General features: G+C 57.3%; 16 protein-coding genes. 5 read left to right on the top strand and 11 right to left on the bottom strand.

The genetic code is table 11. From position 1 onward, the window contains the following. Positions 1 to 12: 12 nt before the first annotated feature. From ACR3EH_RS12870 to ACR3EH_RS12845, 6 genes are all read right to left on the bottom strand, one after another. Entirely contained in the window at positions 13 to 393 is a 381-nt protein-coding gene (locus ACR3EH_RS12870; RefSeq protein ID WP_171188666.1) for a GFA family protein, read from the bottom strand. 4 nt (positions 394 to 397) lie between these two features. Then, positions 398 to 1,021, bottom strand: coding sequence for a LysE family translocator (locus ACR3EH_RS12865; protein ID WP_171676442.1), 624 nt, complete (start codon positions 1,019 to 1,021; stop codon positions 398 to 400). Continuing rightward, complete coding sequence (locus ACR3EH_RS12860; RefSeq protein WP_171095880.1) at positions 1,021 to 1,590, bottom strand: helix-turn-helix domain-containing protein; 570 nt, start codon at positions 1,588 to 1,590, stop codon at positions 1,021 to 1,023. The genes ACR3EH_RS12865 and ACR3EH_RS12860 overlap by 1 nt, the downstream gene beginning before the upstream one ends. 156 nt (positions 1,591 to 1,746) lie before the next feature. Beyond that, positions 1,747 to 2,280: a GNAT family N-acetyltransferase gene (locus tag ACR3EH_RS12855; RefSeq protein ID WP_171648384.1), complete on the bottom strand. Its 534-nt coding sequence runs from the start codon at positions 2,278 to 2,280 to the stop codon at positions 1,747 to 1,749. Between the two features lie 99 nt (positions 2,281 to 2,379). Beyond that, positions 2,380 to 2,835, bottom strand: coding sequence for a GAF domain-containing protein (locus tag ACR3EH_RS12850; protein WP_171648382.1), 456 nt, complete (start codon positions 2,833 to 2,835; stop codon positions 2,380 to 2,382). A 73-nt stretch (positions 2,836 to 2,908) separates the two neighbouring features. Continuing rightward, positions 2,909 to 4,081, bottom strand: a complete 1,173-nt coding sequence (locus ACR3EH_RS12845) for a thiolase family protein (RefSeq protein WP_171648380.1) — start codon at positions 4,079 to 4,081, stop codon at positions 2,909 to 2,911. Between the two features lie 102 nt (positions 4,082 to 4,183). Here ACR3EH_RS12845 and ACR3EH_RS12840 point away from each other — a divergent pair, with 102 nt between their 5' ends. The 3 genes from ACR3EH_RS12840 to ACR3EH_RS12830 all read left to right on the top strand — a co-directional run bounded on the left by ACR3EH_RS12840 (position 4,184) and on the right by ACR3EH_RS12830 (position 6,787). Beyond that, on the top strand, positions 4,184 to 4,522 hold the full coding sequence (locus ACR3EH_RS12840) for an STAS domain-containing protein (RefSeq protein ID WP_171648378.1): 339 nt from the start codon (positions 4,184 to 4,186) through the stop codon (positions 4,520 to 4,522). A 21-nt stretch (positions 4,523 to 4,543) separates the two neighbouring features. Continuing rightward, entirely contained in the window at positions 4,544 to 4,993 is a 450-nt protein-coding gene (locus tag ACR3EH_RS12835) for an ATP-binding protein (protein ID WP_371732090.1), read from the top strand. Positions 4,994 to 5,209: 216 nt separating this feature from the next. Continuing rightward, positions 5,210 to 6,787 carry a gamma-glutamyltransferase family protein gene (locus tag ACR3EH_RS12830; protein ID WP_171648374.1) on the top strand — a complete coding sequence of 526 codons (1,578 nt, stop codon included), beginning with the start codon at positions 5,210 to 5,212 and terminating at the stop codon, positions 6,785 to 6,787. 35 nt (positions 6,788 to 6,822) lie between these two features. On the opposite strand, the gene hspQ is transcribed toward ACR3EH_RS12830, so the two are convergent. Then, positions 6,823 to 7,149 (bottom strand): heat shock protein HspQ, encoded by a 327-nt coding sequence (gene hspQ / locus ACR3EH_RS12825; protein ID WP_117872061.1) that lies wholly within the window; start codon positions 7,147 to 7,149, stop codon positions 6,823 to 6,825. An 80-nt stretch (positions 7,150 to 7,229) separates the two neighbouring features. On the opposite strand from hspQ, the gene ACR3EH_RS12820 reads away from it, so the two are divergent. Together ACR3EH_RS12820 and ACR3EH_RS12815 are read left to right on the top strand one after the other, a co-directional pair. Next, the gene (locus ACR3EH_RS12820; protein ID WP_171188654.1) at positions 7,230 to 8,111 is read left to right on the top strand and encodes an AEC family transporter; all 882 of its coding nucleotides are present in this window, start codon (positions 7,230 to 7,232) and stop codon (positions 8,109 to 8,111) included. A 61-nt stretch (positions 8,112 to 8,172) separates the two neighbouring features. Then, a complete protein-coding gene (locus ACR3EH_RS12815) occupies positions 8,173 to 8,754 on the top strand; it encodes a transglycosylase SLT domain-containing protein (RefSeq protein ID WP_171095865.1) in 582 nt (193 codons plus the stop codon). Between the two features lie 15 nt (positions 8,755 to 8,769). Here the strand turns inward: ACR3EH_RS12815 and ACR3EH_RS12810 are convergent, their stop codons facing one another. The 4 genes from ACR3EH_RS12810 to ACR3EH_RS12795 all read right to left on the bottom strand — a co-directional run bounded on the left by ACR3EH_RS12810 (position 8,770) and on the right by ACR3EH_RS12795 (position 14,951). Then, the gene (locus ACR3EH_RS12810) at positions 8,770 to 9,366 is read right to left on the bottom strand and encodes a LolA family protein (protein ID WP_171095863.1); all 597 of its coding nucleotides are present in this window, start codon (positions 9,364 to 9,366) and stop codon (positions 8,770 to 8,772) included. A 39-nt stretch (positions 9,367 to 9,405) separates the two neighbouring features. After that, positions 9,406 to 12,318 carry a DNA translocase FtsK gene (locus ACR3EH_RS12805; RefSeq protein ID WP_171188651.1) on the bottom strand — a complete coding sequence of 971 codons (2,913 nt, stop codon included), beginning with the start codon at positions 12,316 to 12,318 and terminating at the stop codon, positions 9,406 to 9,408. A gap of 14 nt (positions 12,319 to 12,332) precedes the next feature. Then, positions 12,333 to 13,514 (bottom strand): aminotransferase class I/II-fold pyridoxal phosphate-dependent enzyme, encoded by a 1,182-nt coding sequence (locus tag ACR3EH_RS12800; protein WP_171188649.1) that lies wholly within the window; start codon positions 13,512 to 13,514, stop codon positions 12,333 to 12,335. A 108-nt stretch (positions 13,515 to 13,622) separates the two neighbouring features. Beyond that, on the bottom strand, positions 13,623 to 14,951 hold the full coding sequence (locus tag ACR3EH_RS12795; RefSeq protein WP_171188647.1) for an amidase: 1,329 nt from the start codon (positions 14,949 to 14,951) through the stop codon (positions 13,623 to 13,625). Positions 14,952 to 14,955: the final 4 nt, after the last annotated feature.

The following is a 14,955-nucleotide window of genomic DNA, read 5'->3' as shown; positions in this document are numbered from 1 at the left end:
TTTGATCCTCTGTTACTGTGCCCGCTGGGGCAGATCGTCTGAGATGTCGTAGTAGTCACCTTTGTCAGCGACAAAGATGTGCTTTGAGAGTTTCAGGCCCGTAGGTTCGCTGAGCGCACCCATGGAAATCGAAATCGTGTCTTCGGCATTGTGCTGCCAGAACAGGAAAGAGCCACATACACTGCAAAAGCCACGCCGCGCGGTATCTGACGCACGGAACCAACGCAGCGTGTCGCTGGCGGTAAAGCTCAGGTTGTCCTCATGGGTCGAGGTCGAGGACCAGATGTGGCCCGACTGCTTGCGGCACTGGCCGCAATGGCATGCCGAGGGCGGCGACAGCTCTCCGTCGATGGTAAACGCGACCGCGCCGCACAGGCAGGAACCCGTGTGCATACAATTACCCCCTTGCTGCGGGCGTGGAGCTGGCCCCCAGCAACACGCCATAGATGATGAAACAGGTCGCCATCACACGGCGAACCCAGATGTTGAACACAGCCCCTAGTGCGGCCTTGCCCATGAGCGCGCCCAGTAGGGTGAAGCCGGTATAACTGAGCGTGGTGATGATCAGCGCCGTGGGCATGATGACTCCCATCTGCTGCCAGATCGGCACGTCGGGCTGCACGAATTGCGAAAAGGCCGCCAGGTACCCTGCCACGCTTTTGGGATTTATCGTCGCCACCGCCAGCGCGTGAAAATAGACATGCCGCGCAGGGCGTTCAGAGGCTGGCGCTGGTTTCGTAGCGTTCATCCAGCCTCGGATGCCGACCCAAATCAGGAAAGCGGCCCCCACAAGTTTGGCCACGAAGAACCCGGTCGGTGACGCCGCGATCAGTGCGGTGATGCCCAGCGCCGACAGGATCAGGAACGCGCTGGCTTGCGTCACGATTGCCAGCACCCCAAGCATTGCTTTGGGAAACGGTAAGCTCATCCCGTTTGAGATGCAGTTGACCGCGTTCGGGCCTGGGGCGGTTACGAACACCACCCAGAACAACGCGAATATGGTCCAGGCCTCAAAGCTCATCAGTACACCGGTGGCGCGATGACCCAGATGGCTACTGCGGGCTCATCATAGGGGTTAGACCATTGATAAGGTTCGTGTTTGATCCGAAAGCTGTCACCCGGACCGACAGTGAAAGCCCGCGACCCGATGGTCAGATCCAATCGGCCCGAGATCATGTAGCCGACTTCCTGTGTCGGGCGATGGGCTGGGGTCTGCATCTTCGAGTTGGGCTCGAACGTGGAATGTACCATTTCAAAATCATCGGTCAGATCAGGCGAAAGCAGTTCCTCTATCAACCCTTCTTCACCCGACCCCATGGGACGACGTGTGCCCGCACGAACGACATAACCCTTTTCCTCAACCGGAACCGCTGCATGGGCAAACAGCATCGACATCGGCACGCCAAGGCATTCAGCAATCTGACGCAGATCCGAGATCGAAGGATCGGACATGTCCCGTTCAACCTGACTGAGCCAACCGACCGAACGATCAAGGCGGGTCGCGATCTCGGTCAGGGTCAACCCGCGCGCTTTGCGCAAGGCCCTTAAATCAGCACCCAATGTCGCGCTTTGTGGGGCTTGGCTGTTCACACAGTTGCTCCGAATCTCGTGAAATTTTACATCTGTTTTTCACGATGGGGCAAATTGATGAAATTTCCAAGCATTTTTTCATCTGGTCACCTGCGCCAAGTGCGATGCACGTTGTCAGTTTGTGTGGAGAACACTGTCACGGAACGGTTCGTGGACTTAAGGCACCATCGGTGCGCCGATTTCGCGGACGTAAATCTCTGTTTCCACAGTCGAGTCGTCGCGGTAGGGTGTAAAACCCGATTTTTGCAAAACGCGGGCAGAGGCCGGGTTGTCGCGTCCAACCCCCGCGACCAAGCGAACGGCTGGGCCCGAAGTACACGCGGCGACAAATCCGTCCAAAAGCTCTGAGGCATAGCCTTTGCCCCATGCCGTTTCAGAAATCAGGTAGCCTAGATGGACCGTCTGCACAGATTTATGGGCAGAATCCAGTGCCAGTATCATCAGGCCGATCAGATGACGGTCATGTCTTTGGCGAACCACCAAAACATCACTTTCTGCGCAACGATCATTGATCCAATGAGATATGCCCCGGTCCTGCACCTGCATGGACGGCGGCAGGGATCTAAGCACATTTGGGGTCAAAATCGTGATGAGCTCGTCTTCCAGACTTTCACGCAACAAAGGGTCCCGGAGTTCATCTCTCCAGTGAAAAACCGAAAGGCGTCGTGTGAGGAATTGGTCTAGGCCCATGCCTGCTCCAACCTGTTGGGGACGGTGGCATTTTAACGGGTACCGGGCAAAACCGAAACACGGCGCACTATAGTCAGGCGCAAGCCTGCCCTGCTTTGGTTAAACCTGAGCGAAGGTCCTGGACAGAATCCCCGACAGGTATTCTGCGTCATCGACTGAAAATGCATCCGGTTGATCGCTGTCGATGTCAAAAACCGCAATCACTTCACCGGCAGCATTGTGGACGGGCAACACCAGTTCGGACCGGGTTGAAGATGCGCACGCAATATGGCCTGGGAAAGCGTCCACGTCTGGGACGAGCTGCACTTCACCCGTCCGGGCGGCAGCACCACAAACGCCGCGTTCGAACGGAATGACAAGGCACCCATGCCCGCCTTGGTAAGGGCCGATTTTCAACAGACCGGGTTCCACAACACGGTAGAATCCGGTCCAGTCAAAGCGGTCATCGGAATGATGCACTTCGCACGCAACCGTGGCCATCAAAGCGACCTGATCCGTTTCGCCTTCGGTCAACGCCGCGATGGTTTTGGCCAGAGTTTCATAATCGGTTTTCATCGTGTCTAATCCATTGGGGCCGCGCGGGGGCGCTACCCCCGCACCCCCGGAGTATTTGGAAAAAGATGAAGGGTCAAACGCGTTCGATCGCAATTGCAGTGCCTTCACCGCCGCCGATGCAGATGGCCGCGACACCGCGTTTGAGGTCTCGCTTTTCCAACGCGTTCAACAGTGTCACCATGATGCGCGCACCCGAGGCACCAATAGGATGGCCCAACGCACAGGCCCCGCCATTCACGTTCACTTTGTCGCGCGGCAGACCCATCTCGTGCATGAACGCCATCGGCACAACTGCAAAGGCTTCATTGACCTCCCAAAGATCAACATCCTCCTTGTTCCAACCGATGCTGGACAAGAGTTTCTGTGCGGCCGGAACCGGCGCAGTGGTGAACAGTCCGGGCGCTTGCGCGTGACTGGCATGACCCAAAATACGGGCGCGCACCGCCAGCCCTTGGGCTTTGGCAGCTTCGGCCGAAGCCAGAACAAGCGCAGCAGCACCGTCAGAAATCGACGACGAGTTGGCAGCCGTCACGGTGCCATCCTTACGAAACGCGGGCTTCAAGGTGGGTATCTTTTCAGGGCGGGCGGATTTTGGTTGTTCGTCTGTGTCCTGCACAACCTCACCTTTTCGCGTGCGAACTGTGACAGGCGCAACCTCATGTTCAAATGCGCCGTTTTCCTGCGCCGCAAGGGCATTGGACAGAGATTGGAGCGCATACTCATCCTGAGCTTCGCGCGTAAACTGATAGGCTTCAGCACAGTCTTCGGCAAAGGTTCCCATCAGGCGGCCTTTCTCATAAGCGTCCTCGAGCCCGTCGAGGAACATGTGATCGACCACCTGACCATGACCTATTCGGGCACCACCACGCATTTTGGGCAGCAGGTAAGGGGCATTCGTCATACTCTCCATTCCGCCTGCAACCATTGTATCCGCGTGACCCAACGCAATCTGGTCAAAGGCCATCATCGCCGCTTTCATGCCCGAACCGCACATCTTGTTCAGAGTGGTTGCCGGGACCTCTTCCCCTAACCCAGCAGCAAAACCAGCCTGACGCGCAGGGGCTTGACCCTGACCTGCTGGCAACACACATCCCATCAGCACTTCATCAACGGTCTGCGCCCGCGCCTGGCTTAACGCAGCCCGGATCGCTTCACCGCCAAGGTCAGCCGCGGCAACTCCGTCAAACATGCCCTGAAAGCCCCCCATTGGCGTTCTTGCGGCCCCTGCAATCACAACGTCTTTCATCCGGGTTTTCCTCCTGCTTCACGGCCCTTGAATACCGAATGGTAAGAATTGGCGTCTAGCGTATTTCTACGACTCAATTTTTTGATTGGAGGGTGCCGGACTATGGGGTTGACCAGCACATCAAGCGGCGCAACACAGATCATCACCGTTCATTCCAATCGGATTGATGCCGCGATGGCCATTCAGTTCAAGGAAGACATGCGGTCGGAAACCGAAACCGGCGCAATTCGGGTTGTCCTGGATTTGTCCAGCGTCGAATTCATTGATTCCAGCGGTTTGGGCGCAATTGTCGCGTCGATGAAACAATTGGGCAAAGACAGGAGGCTGGATTTGGCCGGACCGCAGCCCGTGGTTGAGAAAGTCTTTCGCTTGACACGCATGGATACGGTCTTTCGGTTGTTTGCGACACTGGACGACGCGCTGTCCTCGCCAGACGCGTAACCAAGGCAGGAGTGGATGGGCGTGGAGCCAATTTGTAACAAGACCTGTCTGGAACTAAGCTTCCCGGCCACAGACACAGAAGCAAGTGCAGGTATCGCGCAGCTTAGTAGTGGTCTGGCAAACCATGGATTGCCACCTCATAAATCGGACGATGTTAAGATTGCATTGGCTGAAGCAATCAACAATGTGGTGGAACACGCATACAAGGGCATTGCACCGGCCAATGTTCAGGTTACGTGTCGGCTGGATCGGGATCGGCTGGACATCCTGATCTCTGACACCGGGCACCCGCTTCCTGGTTTACAAATGCCGGACGGAACACCCGCACCGCTGGCGGAAACAACACAAGATCTGCCGGAAGGGGGGTTTGGCTGGTTCCTGATTCATCAGCTTACCAGTGACATTCGATATGAACACCGGGATGGGTGCAACCGGCTGTCCCTGAGGTTTAACTTCGGCAAAAACGCCTAATCAGGCCCAATTGGTCACAATAACGCCATTTTCGAAACATTGTCGCGCCTCAAACAACCGCCATACAGTGACTCGTAGCTCAGATAGCTTCCCTCGGCGCCAATTATCACAGCCCCCACCCAGTGAAAGGCGCCGAGGAACTTCTCCCCCTGAAATCTCTGGACAATCCCCAATCAGTGAATAGCTTTCCCTTGTTCAAAAGAGAGAGAATTCGCCATGCGGGATTTGCATAAACCGGGCCGGTCAGAAGTGTTTGCAACGCAGGGGATGTGCGCAACCTCTCACCCGCTGGCGGCCAATGCGGCAATCGGCATTCTTGAGCAGGGTGGCAACGCAATGGACGCAGCGATTGCCGGTGCGGTCCTGTTGGGCATCTGCGAACCGCAGATGACCGGTTTGGGTGGCGATTGTTTTGTTCTTTTCAACCGCGCGGGCGAACATCAAATACGTGCCCTGAACGGCTCGGGCCGATCTCCGGCTGCCGCGCAGGCACAGCCTTTGCGCGATCAAGGCGTGTCATCTGTGCCTTTGAACGGGCCGGATGCAGTGACGATTCCCGGTGCCGTGGACGCTTTCTGTCATTTGGCAGAAACGGAAGGGCGCTTGGGGTTGGACGCGATCCTGACCCCAGCAATTCACTATGCGGAGGCAGGCGTTCCGGTTGCACCCCGCGTTGCGTTTGATTGGAAGATCGGAGCGGCTACCTTGCAAGGCCCAGCCCGAGACCACTATCTGATCGACGGGCAAGCCCCCTCAGTCGGGCAGATTTTTCGCGCGCCGGGTCAGGCCGAAGTGTTGCGTCGGATCGCCAAAGAAGGGCGTGACGCGTTTTATTCCGGCGATATTGCCGAGGACATGATTGCTGCCCTTTCCATTCGGGGTGGAGTTCACACCGCTGAGGATTTTCAAAACACGAAATACACAGAAACGCAGCCAATGCAGGGCGCCTATCAAGGGGTCGATCTGGTCGAACATCCGCCAAACGGTCAGGGCGCGACCGCAATTCTTTTGCTCAATATTCTGAAGCATTTTGACGTGGCCAACATGGACCCCTTTGGCGCTGAGAGGGTGCATATCGAGGCTGAGGCCACCAAGCTGGCCTATGATGCGCGCAACCGGTTTATCGCGGATCCTGACCACATGGCGCGTGCAGAGCGTTTCCTTGACCCTGAACTGGCCGCCAAACTGGCCGCGCTTATAGATCCGAAACGTGCCATGCCTGCGGCAGCACCACTGACCGAAGCCATTCACAAGGACACCGTCTACATCACCGTTGTGGATCGCTACCAGATGGCGGTTTCGATGATCTATTCGATTTTCCATAGTTTCGGATCAGGGATCGCCTCGGAGAAGTACGGCATTTTGCTCCAGAACCGAGGCGCTGGCTTCACGCTGGACCCTGGCCATCCAAACGAGTTGGCTGGAGGTAAGCGCCCGATGCACACGATCATTCCAGGGATGCTGACCGAAAACGACCGTGTCATGATGCCCTTTGGTGTGATGGGCGGAGCGTACCAGCCCACCGGCCACGCGCGTTTTGTGTCAAACCTCAGGGATTTCGGCCTTGAGCTACAAGAGAGCATCAACGCCCCACGCGCGTTTTTCGACGGATCGGTTCTGAAACTGGAACGCGGCTACCCCGATGATGTAGCGAAACAATTGTCAGAAATTGGGCATACTATCGAAGTGCCGGAAACTCCACTTGGTGGGGCGCAAGCGATCCGAATCCGAGAAGACGGTATTTTGGAGGGTGCCAGCGACCCGCGCAAGGACGGTTGCGCCCTTGGATACTAGAGCCAACCAACGCGGACCTTCGCGGTTGGACGACTTTAGTTCAGATGGAAATGCAATGGGTACGAGCCGTCTTCGAACGGGCCGAACATATTGGGAATATCGGGGTGCTCAACAGGCTCACCAGAATAGTCCGCAACCAGATTTTGTTCTGAAACATAAGCAACATAGAAGGATTGGTCGTTCTCAGCCAACAGGTGATAAAACGGTTGCTCTTTCCGCGGGCGGCTGTCTTCGGGAATGGCCTGATACCATTCCTCGGTGTTCGAAAATTCTGGGTCCACGTCAAAAATCACCCCTCGAAAAGGGTGTTTTTTATGACGAACCACCTGGCCTAAGCCGTATTTTGCACGTGTCTTTAGCATTGTTTCAGCCCCCAAAGCATTTACTACCCGTTTCTGGCCGGAAAAGCCAATCATTGATGTGAAACTCAGGGAAACAGTCTGTGAACCTAATACTAACAGTGTTCGAAATTGTGGCGCCGGTCTTTCTGTTGTCAGGGATTGGTTTTGCCTGGGTAAAGCTGGGATTCGAGTACCGCCTTCAGTTCGTAACCCGGTTTGCGACGACCCTGGCAATGCCCAGCCTGATCTTTGTGGCTCTGATGCAAACTGAAATTCCGGGCGGAGACCTTTCGCGCTTCACGATGGCAACTCTGATTGCAAATCTTTTGCTGGCCGGGGTGTTCTGGGTGATCGTTCGGGTGTTGCACCTGAACCAACGGACATATCTGTCACCGTTGATATTCGGGAATACCGGCAATCTTGGTCTGCCCTTGTGTATCTTTGCCTTTGGTCAGGTCGGATTGGGATATGCGGTAATCTTCCTGTCTGTTACTGCCTTATTTTCCTTTACTTACGGAATCTATCTGGTTGCCGGGAAAGGCGCGTGGGGGCAAGTTTTGCGCCAGCCGATGGCATGGGCCACCATTTTGGGGGCCATTTTCCTGTGGCAAGGGTGGCAAACACCCACCTTCCTGACCAACACGCTTGACCTGTTGGGGCAGATGGCAGTCCCATTGATGTTGGTGACAGTGGGTGTGGCAATCGCCCGCCTGACTTCGCGCAGTATCGGGCACGCTATTTGGCTATCGGCGTTGAAGCTGGCCGTTTGTTTTACTCTGGGATGGGGGATCGGTGTTCTTTTCGATCTCGACACCATCGCCTTTGGCGTTCTGGTGCTGCAGATGTGCACACCCGTTGCGGTGACGTCATACCTGTTGGCGGAACGGTTTGGCGCCGACGCAGATGCCGTTGCCGGTATGGTGATGGTATCGACCGTTCTTTCCGTTGCGGCACTGCCTGCCATCCTGGCTATCGTTTTGTAACGATTGTGATTTCATAATCGCTCAATCTGCGCTAGAATGTGCAAAAAAAGGCATGAGGCACATGAGCAGAATTCTTATCGTACTCTTCGGGGTGCTGCTTTTGGCATCCTGTGGGGGCGGCTCGAAACAGCCGCCCAGCAAATTGAATGACGCGTGCAGCATTGCGCGCGAAAAACCCGACTATATCAGGGCTTTCAAGAACACCGAACGTAAATGGGGTGTTCCCGTGCACGTTCAGATGGCCACGATCTATCAGGAAAGCCGCTATCGCCACGATGCGCGCACCCCGCACAGATACGTTCTGGGCGTCATCCCGATGGGCCGACAAAGCAGTGCTTATGGCTATGGCCAAGCGCTTGACGGTACGTGGGAGCAATACCAACGTGAAACCGGAAAACGCCGCGCCAAGCGGGATCGGATTCGCGACGCGTCGGATTTTATCGGCTGGTACATGAATAAAAGTTACGAACGTAACGGTATTCACCCGGCAGATACACGCAATCAATATCTCGCTTATCACGAAGGCCATACCGGCTTCGCGCGTGGAAGTTACAACAGCAAGTCCTGGTTGTTGAACGTGGCTAGTGACGTGGATGCGCGCGCGCAATTATACCAGGCGCAGTTGGCCAACTGCCGGTACTGACAAAGCTTGATCGGGTCAGCGATTGCCTGACCCGACCCTTTTTCTGTTCGAGAACAAGTCCTGATCGAGGCGCCCGCCTTCGGTCAGAGCACCCAGAAGAACAGTTGTCTGACCCCCAGCATTGTCGTGAATCACCCATTTACGCAGCTCGACCGGATCGTCTGTGAACATCAGATCAATCCGCCCTGCTTCTGGGTTCTTAGGGTCTTGCGCCGTGACCACAGTGGCGGTGCCGTCAAAACTGTGCCCCACAACCATATTAGCCTGCCCCAAGTTCACGTTCCGCGCCAGTACGATGGACAGGGGCGTCCGCTTCAGCGGGTATTGCTCGGGCGGTTGATTTGATTTCGGATCGAAAATCTGAACACTGCCGGAACGCGCAAGTACCACTGCACTGTTGGGTGGATCATATTCAAACCGCATCTTGCCCGGGCGCTGCATCCACAGCTTACCGGTGCTCAGCGATCCATCGTCGTTCACTTGCGTGAAGGTCGTCTCAACCGTTTTCAATCCGTTCAGGTAATTGGAAATCTGCGAAAGCGGCAACTTATCCGCCGCCCATGCGGCAGGTGCGGCCAGTGTCAAAGCAAGGGCAAAAGCAATCTGTTTCATGCCGTACAGATAGGCCTTCTGCCCTTGTTATTAAATATCTTACTGCTCGGGGACGAGGATTTCCCGCTTACCGACGTGATTTGCCGCAGAAACAACGCCTTCGTCCTCCATCTGCTCAACCAGGCGCGCCGCCTTGTTGTAGCCGATGGCAAGTTTCCGCTGGATATACGAGGTCGAGCATTTGCGATCCTTGATCACAATCGCCACCGCCTGATCGTACAGGGCATCCTCGCCGTTCGTGTTACCCCCGGTGTTCAGACCCAGAACGGCATCGATGTTTTCAGCCTTTTCCTCGGCTGGGCCATCGACCACACCGCTCATGTAGTCGGGTGGGCCGAACTGTTTCAGGTGGTTGACGATTTCCTCGACCTCCTCGTCCGACACAAAGGGACCGTGGCATCGAGTAATCTTGGCCCCGCCCGCCATATACAGCATATCGCCCTGCCCCAGCAGCTGCTCGGCACCCATTTCGCCCAAAATCGTGCGGCTATCGACTTTCGAGGTCACCTGGAACGAGATCCGCGTCGGGAAGTTCGCCTTGATCGTGCCGGTAATCACGTCGACCGAGGGGCGTTGCGTCGCCATGATCAAGTGAATGCCCGAGGCCCGTGCCATCTGCGCCAGTCGCTGGATGCAGGCTTCGATTTCCTTGCCCGCGACCATCATCAAGTCAGCCATCTCGTCGACGATGACAACGATATAGGGCATCGCTTCGGGGGCGAATTCTTCGGTCTCAAAGGTGGGCTCGCCGGTTTCATCATCAAACCCGGTCTGCACCGTGCGGCTGAACATCTCGCCTTTGTCCAACGCGTCCTTCACGCGGCCATTGTAGCCCGCGATGTTGCGGACGCCCATTTTGGACATCTTGCGATAGCGGTCTTCCATCTCACCCACGACCCACTTCAGAGCCACAACCGCCTTTTTCGGGTCGGTGACGACAGGGGACAGCAGATGTGGGATGCCATCATACACCGACAATTCCAGCATTTTCGGATCGATCATGATCAGGCGGCATTCATCCGGCGACAGTTTGTACAGCAGAGACAGGATCATGGTGTTGATCGCCACCGACTTACCCGAGCCGGTCGTACCTGCAATCAGCAGGTGAGGCATCTTGGCCAGGTTGGCCACGACGGATTCGCCACCGATGTCCTTGCCCAGCGCCAGCGGCAGTGCATGATTGCCATCGCCAAAATCACGGCTGGCGAGGATTTCGCGCAGCACCACCATCTCACGGTTTTCGTTAGGCAGTTCGATGCCGATGACCGAACGGCCCGGCAAGGTCGAAACCCGTGCCGACAGCGCCGACATTGAACGCGCAATGTCATCCGCCAGACCAATCACCCGGCTGGCTTTCAAACCCGGAGCCGGTTCCAATTCGTACATGGTGACCACAGGACCGGGGCGCACGCTAACGATCTCGCCCTTGACGCCGTAGTCATCCAAAACGTTTTCCAGCATCCGCGCGTTTTCTTCCAACGCCTCATCACTCAGATGATGGCGCTGAATGCTGGCCGGGTTCGACAACAGCCCCAGCGGAGGCAGCTCGAAATCCGAATGCTTATCCTCAAAAGACAGTGCCGGTTGCGCCTCGGCCTGCGCACGGCGCGACGGCGGCGGTGTGCGGCGCACGGGCTGTGCGACCACGGGCTTGCGCGGCTCCGCCACTGGGATCTTCGTCGCAGGGCGCGACTGCGGCACAGAGTCTTCCATGTCCTCGACAAGTGGCTCATCGTCCAGATCCGCCATAGGCGCGTATTGGTCTTGCTGGATCTCGGGCGCATACTCGACCGGGGCCGGATCATGCCACTCGGGTGCGGCTCCTGCTGTCATCGGAGGTTCGGGCGGCAACCCGCTGGTGGTCACCGGTGGCTCGGCCGGCAATTCATCCGGCTGATGCGCATTCAGGATCAGCGGGTCGGGTCGACGGCCTCGGCCTTTGGTCAAAGGCAGGCTCGGGTCCGGTTCGGGCGTCATCTCGCCAGTTGCAACTTTGCGATTGCGCACAGCAGCCGAGATTTTTGAGCGGATGCGATCTTCGCCGGGCATTTCGTCAAAGCCCGGAATCGGTTCTGGATCGACCAATTCAGGCTCAGGCAGCGGTTCCGGGCGGCGGATCAACGACGGCATGCGCGCCAAAAGGCCGGTTTTGGGCGCAGGTTCGGGCTCTTCTTCCAGTTCTTCAAAGACGGGATCACCGAAGGCGATATCATCATTCAAAACTGGTTCCACCCGCGCGGCGCGGTGTTCTTTCCATTGCGCCTGTCGATCCCGCGCAGCCCGCGCAGTCGCCGAGGCACCACGGCCCAGCAGATTCATCAGCAGGTCGTAGGCCATCACCAAACCCAAAAGGAACGCACGGAAGCCGCGTTTCACGTCGGCTTTAGTAAAGCCGAGAACAAAGATGCCCAGCGCGATCATTCCGACCGCCATGGCAAGAGACATCAGCTTGACCAGAAAATGCGAAGAGATCGGCAAAAGCGTCAACAACGCGCCCATGACCGTGTCGCCGAACAGACCTCCCAGACCATAGCTGTGCGTCGCGCGCCATTCGGCACCGGGAACAAGGGTCGCAGCGTAAACCGAGACAACGGCGATCCAGATTGGGGCAAAGATCAACCGGGCAATGGCGCGGTCTTCACCGAAATGACCCGCGAAACGCAAACCCCAACCAATCAGCACGAGCGCAACACCCCAGCTGCCCCAGCCCACGATCATGAAAAGGGGCGCAGCGATCGATGCGCCTATTCGCCCCATCCAGTTCTGCACCGGCGCGTCGGTCGAAACCATCCAGTTCGGATCATCGGGGGTGTAGGACCAGATCATCGCGGCCGCAGCCAAACCCAGCAGGATAAGGGCGATGCCGATCAGTTCCTTGCTGCGTCGCTCCAAGGCGGCTTGCGTGGTGCTGTCCAACAATGGATCGCGATTGCGCGCGTTATATGATGCCATTTTGCCCTCGTACCTCACGAATAGATGCAGTCGCGGAGTGTGATCAGACCACGCTGCAACTCTGTTTTTGGGGCTACCAATGCAACCCGGATAAAGCCTTTGCCCGGGTTGTTCCCCGGATCACCTTGTGAAAGATATGCGCCCGGCAGGACCCGAACCCCGGTGTCCTTCCAGACCTTCAATGCGGTGTCTTCGCCGTTGTCGACCGGCAGCCACAAAAAGAACCCGGCCTTTGGCGACATGTATCCCTGCACGCCCGCGAACACCTCATCCGCGATGGCGTATTTTTCCTGATAGAGCGCGCGGTTTTCACGGACGTGTTCTTCATCTGCCCAGACCTTTGCCGCAGCGGCCTGCAAGGGCAACGGCAAAGGCGACCCGGCATAAGTGCGCAATTGCTTGACCTGTTTGATCGTCTCCGGCCCGCCCGCGATCAGCCCCGACCGTAACCCGGCCAGGTTCGAGCGTTTGGAAAGCGAGTTGAACAGCGTGATCCGTTCAGGATCAGCGCCCAGTTCTTGTGCGACGGTCAGAATACCTGTTGGGGCCGTGTCCCGGTAAATCTCGGAATAACATTCGTCGGCGAAGATGCGGAAATCGTATTGCTCGGCCAAACGGATCAATTCAGCCCAGTAATCGCGCGAGGCGACGGCCCCCTGCGGGTTGGCAGGTGAGCAGATATAGGCCACAGCGGTGCGATTCAGCACCTCAGCCGGTAGACCGGCATAATCTGGCAGATGACCGGTTGCGGCGGTTGCAGGCACAAAATAGGGCTGCGCGCCTACCGAAAGCGAAGCGACCATGTAGACCTGATAAAACGGATTCGGGCACAGGATGATCGGTTGCTGGCCGTTCTTTTGTTCCGGGCACAGCGCCATAGCGGCGTTATACAACCCCTCACGGGTCCCGTTCAGCGCCATCACGTTGGCATCCGGGTCCATCTGAACGCCATAGCGGTGATGAATCCAATCCGTGATCGCACCACGCAGGTCTTCCGAACCTTCGTTCGGCGGATAGCCCTGAAACCCAGAGGCGTTTTCCATTATGACATCTGTCACCCATGCCGGAAAATCATGCGTGGGTGCACCAATCGTCATGTGAACGACGTCACCGCCCGGCTGGTGATGATCCAACAGGGCGCGCAGACGCGGGAATGCATAAGCCGGTAGGTTCGAAAACCGCTCGGGGAAATCCATAATACTGCCTCAATATCGGGGTCATTTACGCCCCGTTTTTTTGGCAGATTACAGCCCGGGCCCCTCTTCGTCCAGACAAAGAGGTTCCGAATCAGGGGATTGTGGCATTCAGGCCAGTACCGCTTCCGCTGCTGAACCCAACCGCAAAAGGGCCTCTTCCGAGCCGGGATAACCCAACATCATCAACCCGCAACTGGGGGTTCCGGTGGGTAGGCTCAGCGCTGCAAGACCCATCAGATTGCCAATCCGCGTGTTGCGTAGGGCCAGTAGATTCTCGGTCACGTAGTAGTCGTGGTCGCTCATCAAGCGCTCCAGATTAGGCGGCAGAATCGGGGCCGTAGGGGCCAGAACCGCGTCAAACCCGGCGGTTGCTGCATCCCATGCTGTGCGGCAAGCCTTGAGCTTGGACCAGGCGGCCACGTAGTCGGGGCCAGAGAACCCCATACCAATACGGAACCGTTCAAGGATCTCTGGGTACATCGCTTCGGGGTTTGCCTCGATCACGTCGCGCCACAGCCCATAGGCCTCGGTTGTGTAGATGGTGCTGGTCAGGGTCATGGCCTCGTTCAGTGCGGGCACTTCCAACGGCACGATTTCAGCCCCGGCGTCTGCGAGTTTTGCAAGCGCTTCCTCGTATGCCTTACGCGGCGTGTCGCGCAGATCGTCTTTGGCGATGTTCTGCAAATCGGCAAAGCGTCGGCCTTTCAGCGACGCACCGCGCAGATCGGCTGGCGTTCCACCTTCGAGCAAAGCCAACATTTGCGCGGCGTCCTCAACCGACCGCGCCAGCGGCCCGACCGTGTCAAACCGCAGGCAGAGCGGCACCACACCCTCCAGGCTCAAACGTCCGGCAGTGGTTTTCAGACCGACCAGATCATTCCAAGCCGACGGGATCCGTACCGACCCGCCGGTGTCCGAGCCAATGCCACAAGCGGCCAAACCCCAAGCGACCGAGGCGGCCGCCCCTGAAGACGACCCTCCGGGCACTGCAGATTCATCGTTAATGCAGGGCGGTGTTTCAGTGATCGGGTTGAGGCCAAGACCAGAGAAGGCCAACTCGCTCATATGTGTTTTGCCCAGACAGACGGTGCCCATCTGAGTCGCATTGCGCAACACCAGCGCATCCGCATCCGGCACACGATCCTTTAGCAGCGCCGAACCCGCCTCGGTCACTGTCCCCGCCGTATCGAACAGATCTTTCCAACTGACCGGAACGCCGTCCAGCAAGGACCGGCGCAGGCCCAGTTTGGCGCGCTGCTGGGCTGCTTCAGCCTCGGACCGGGCGCGCTCATGGGTGACACGGGCATAGATGCGGTCCCGATGCGGATGAGAGTCGATGGCAGACAGGTAGGTTTCCGTCAGTTCAACCGGGTCAATCTGACCCATCCCAATGCCACGGCCCAAATCACACGCGGTCATGGTCAACCAATCCTGCATCTTG

This window comes from Ruegeria sp. BG7, from assembly GCF_056535685.1.
The sequence above is the reverse complement of the archived record's forward strand: the minus strand, read 5'-3'. Positions and strand labels throughout refer to the sequence as shown.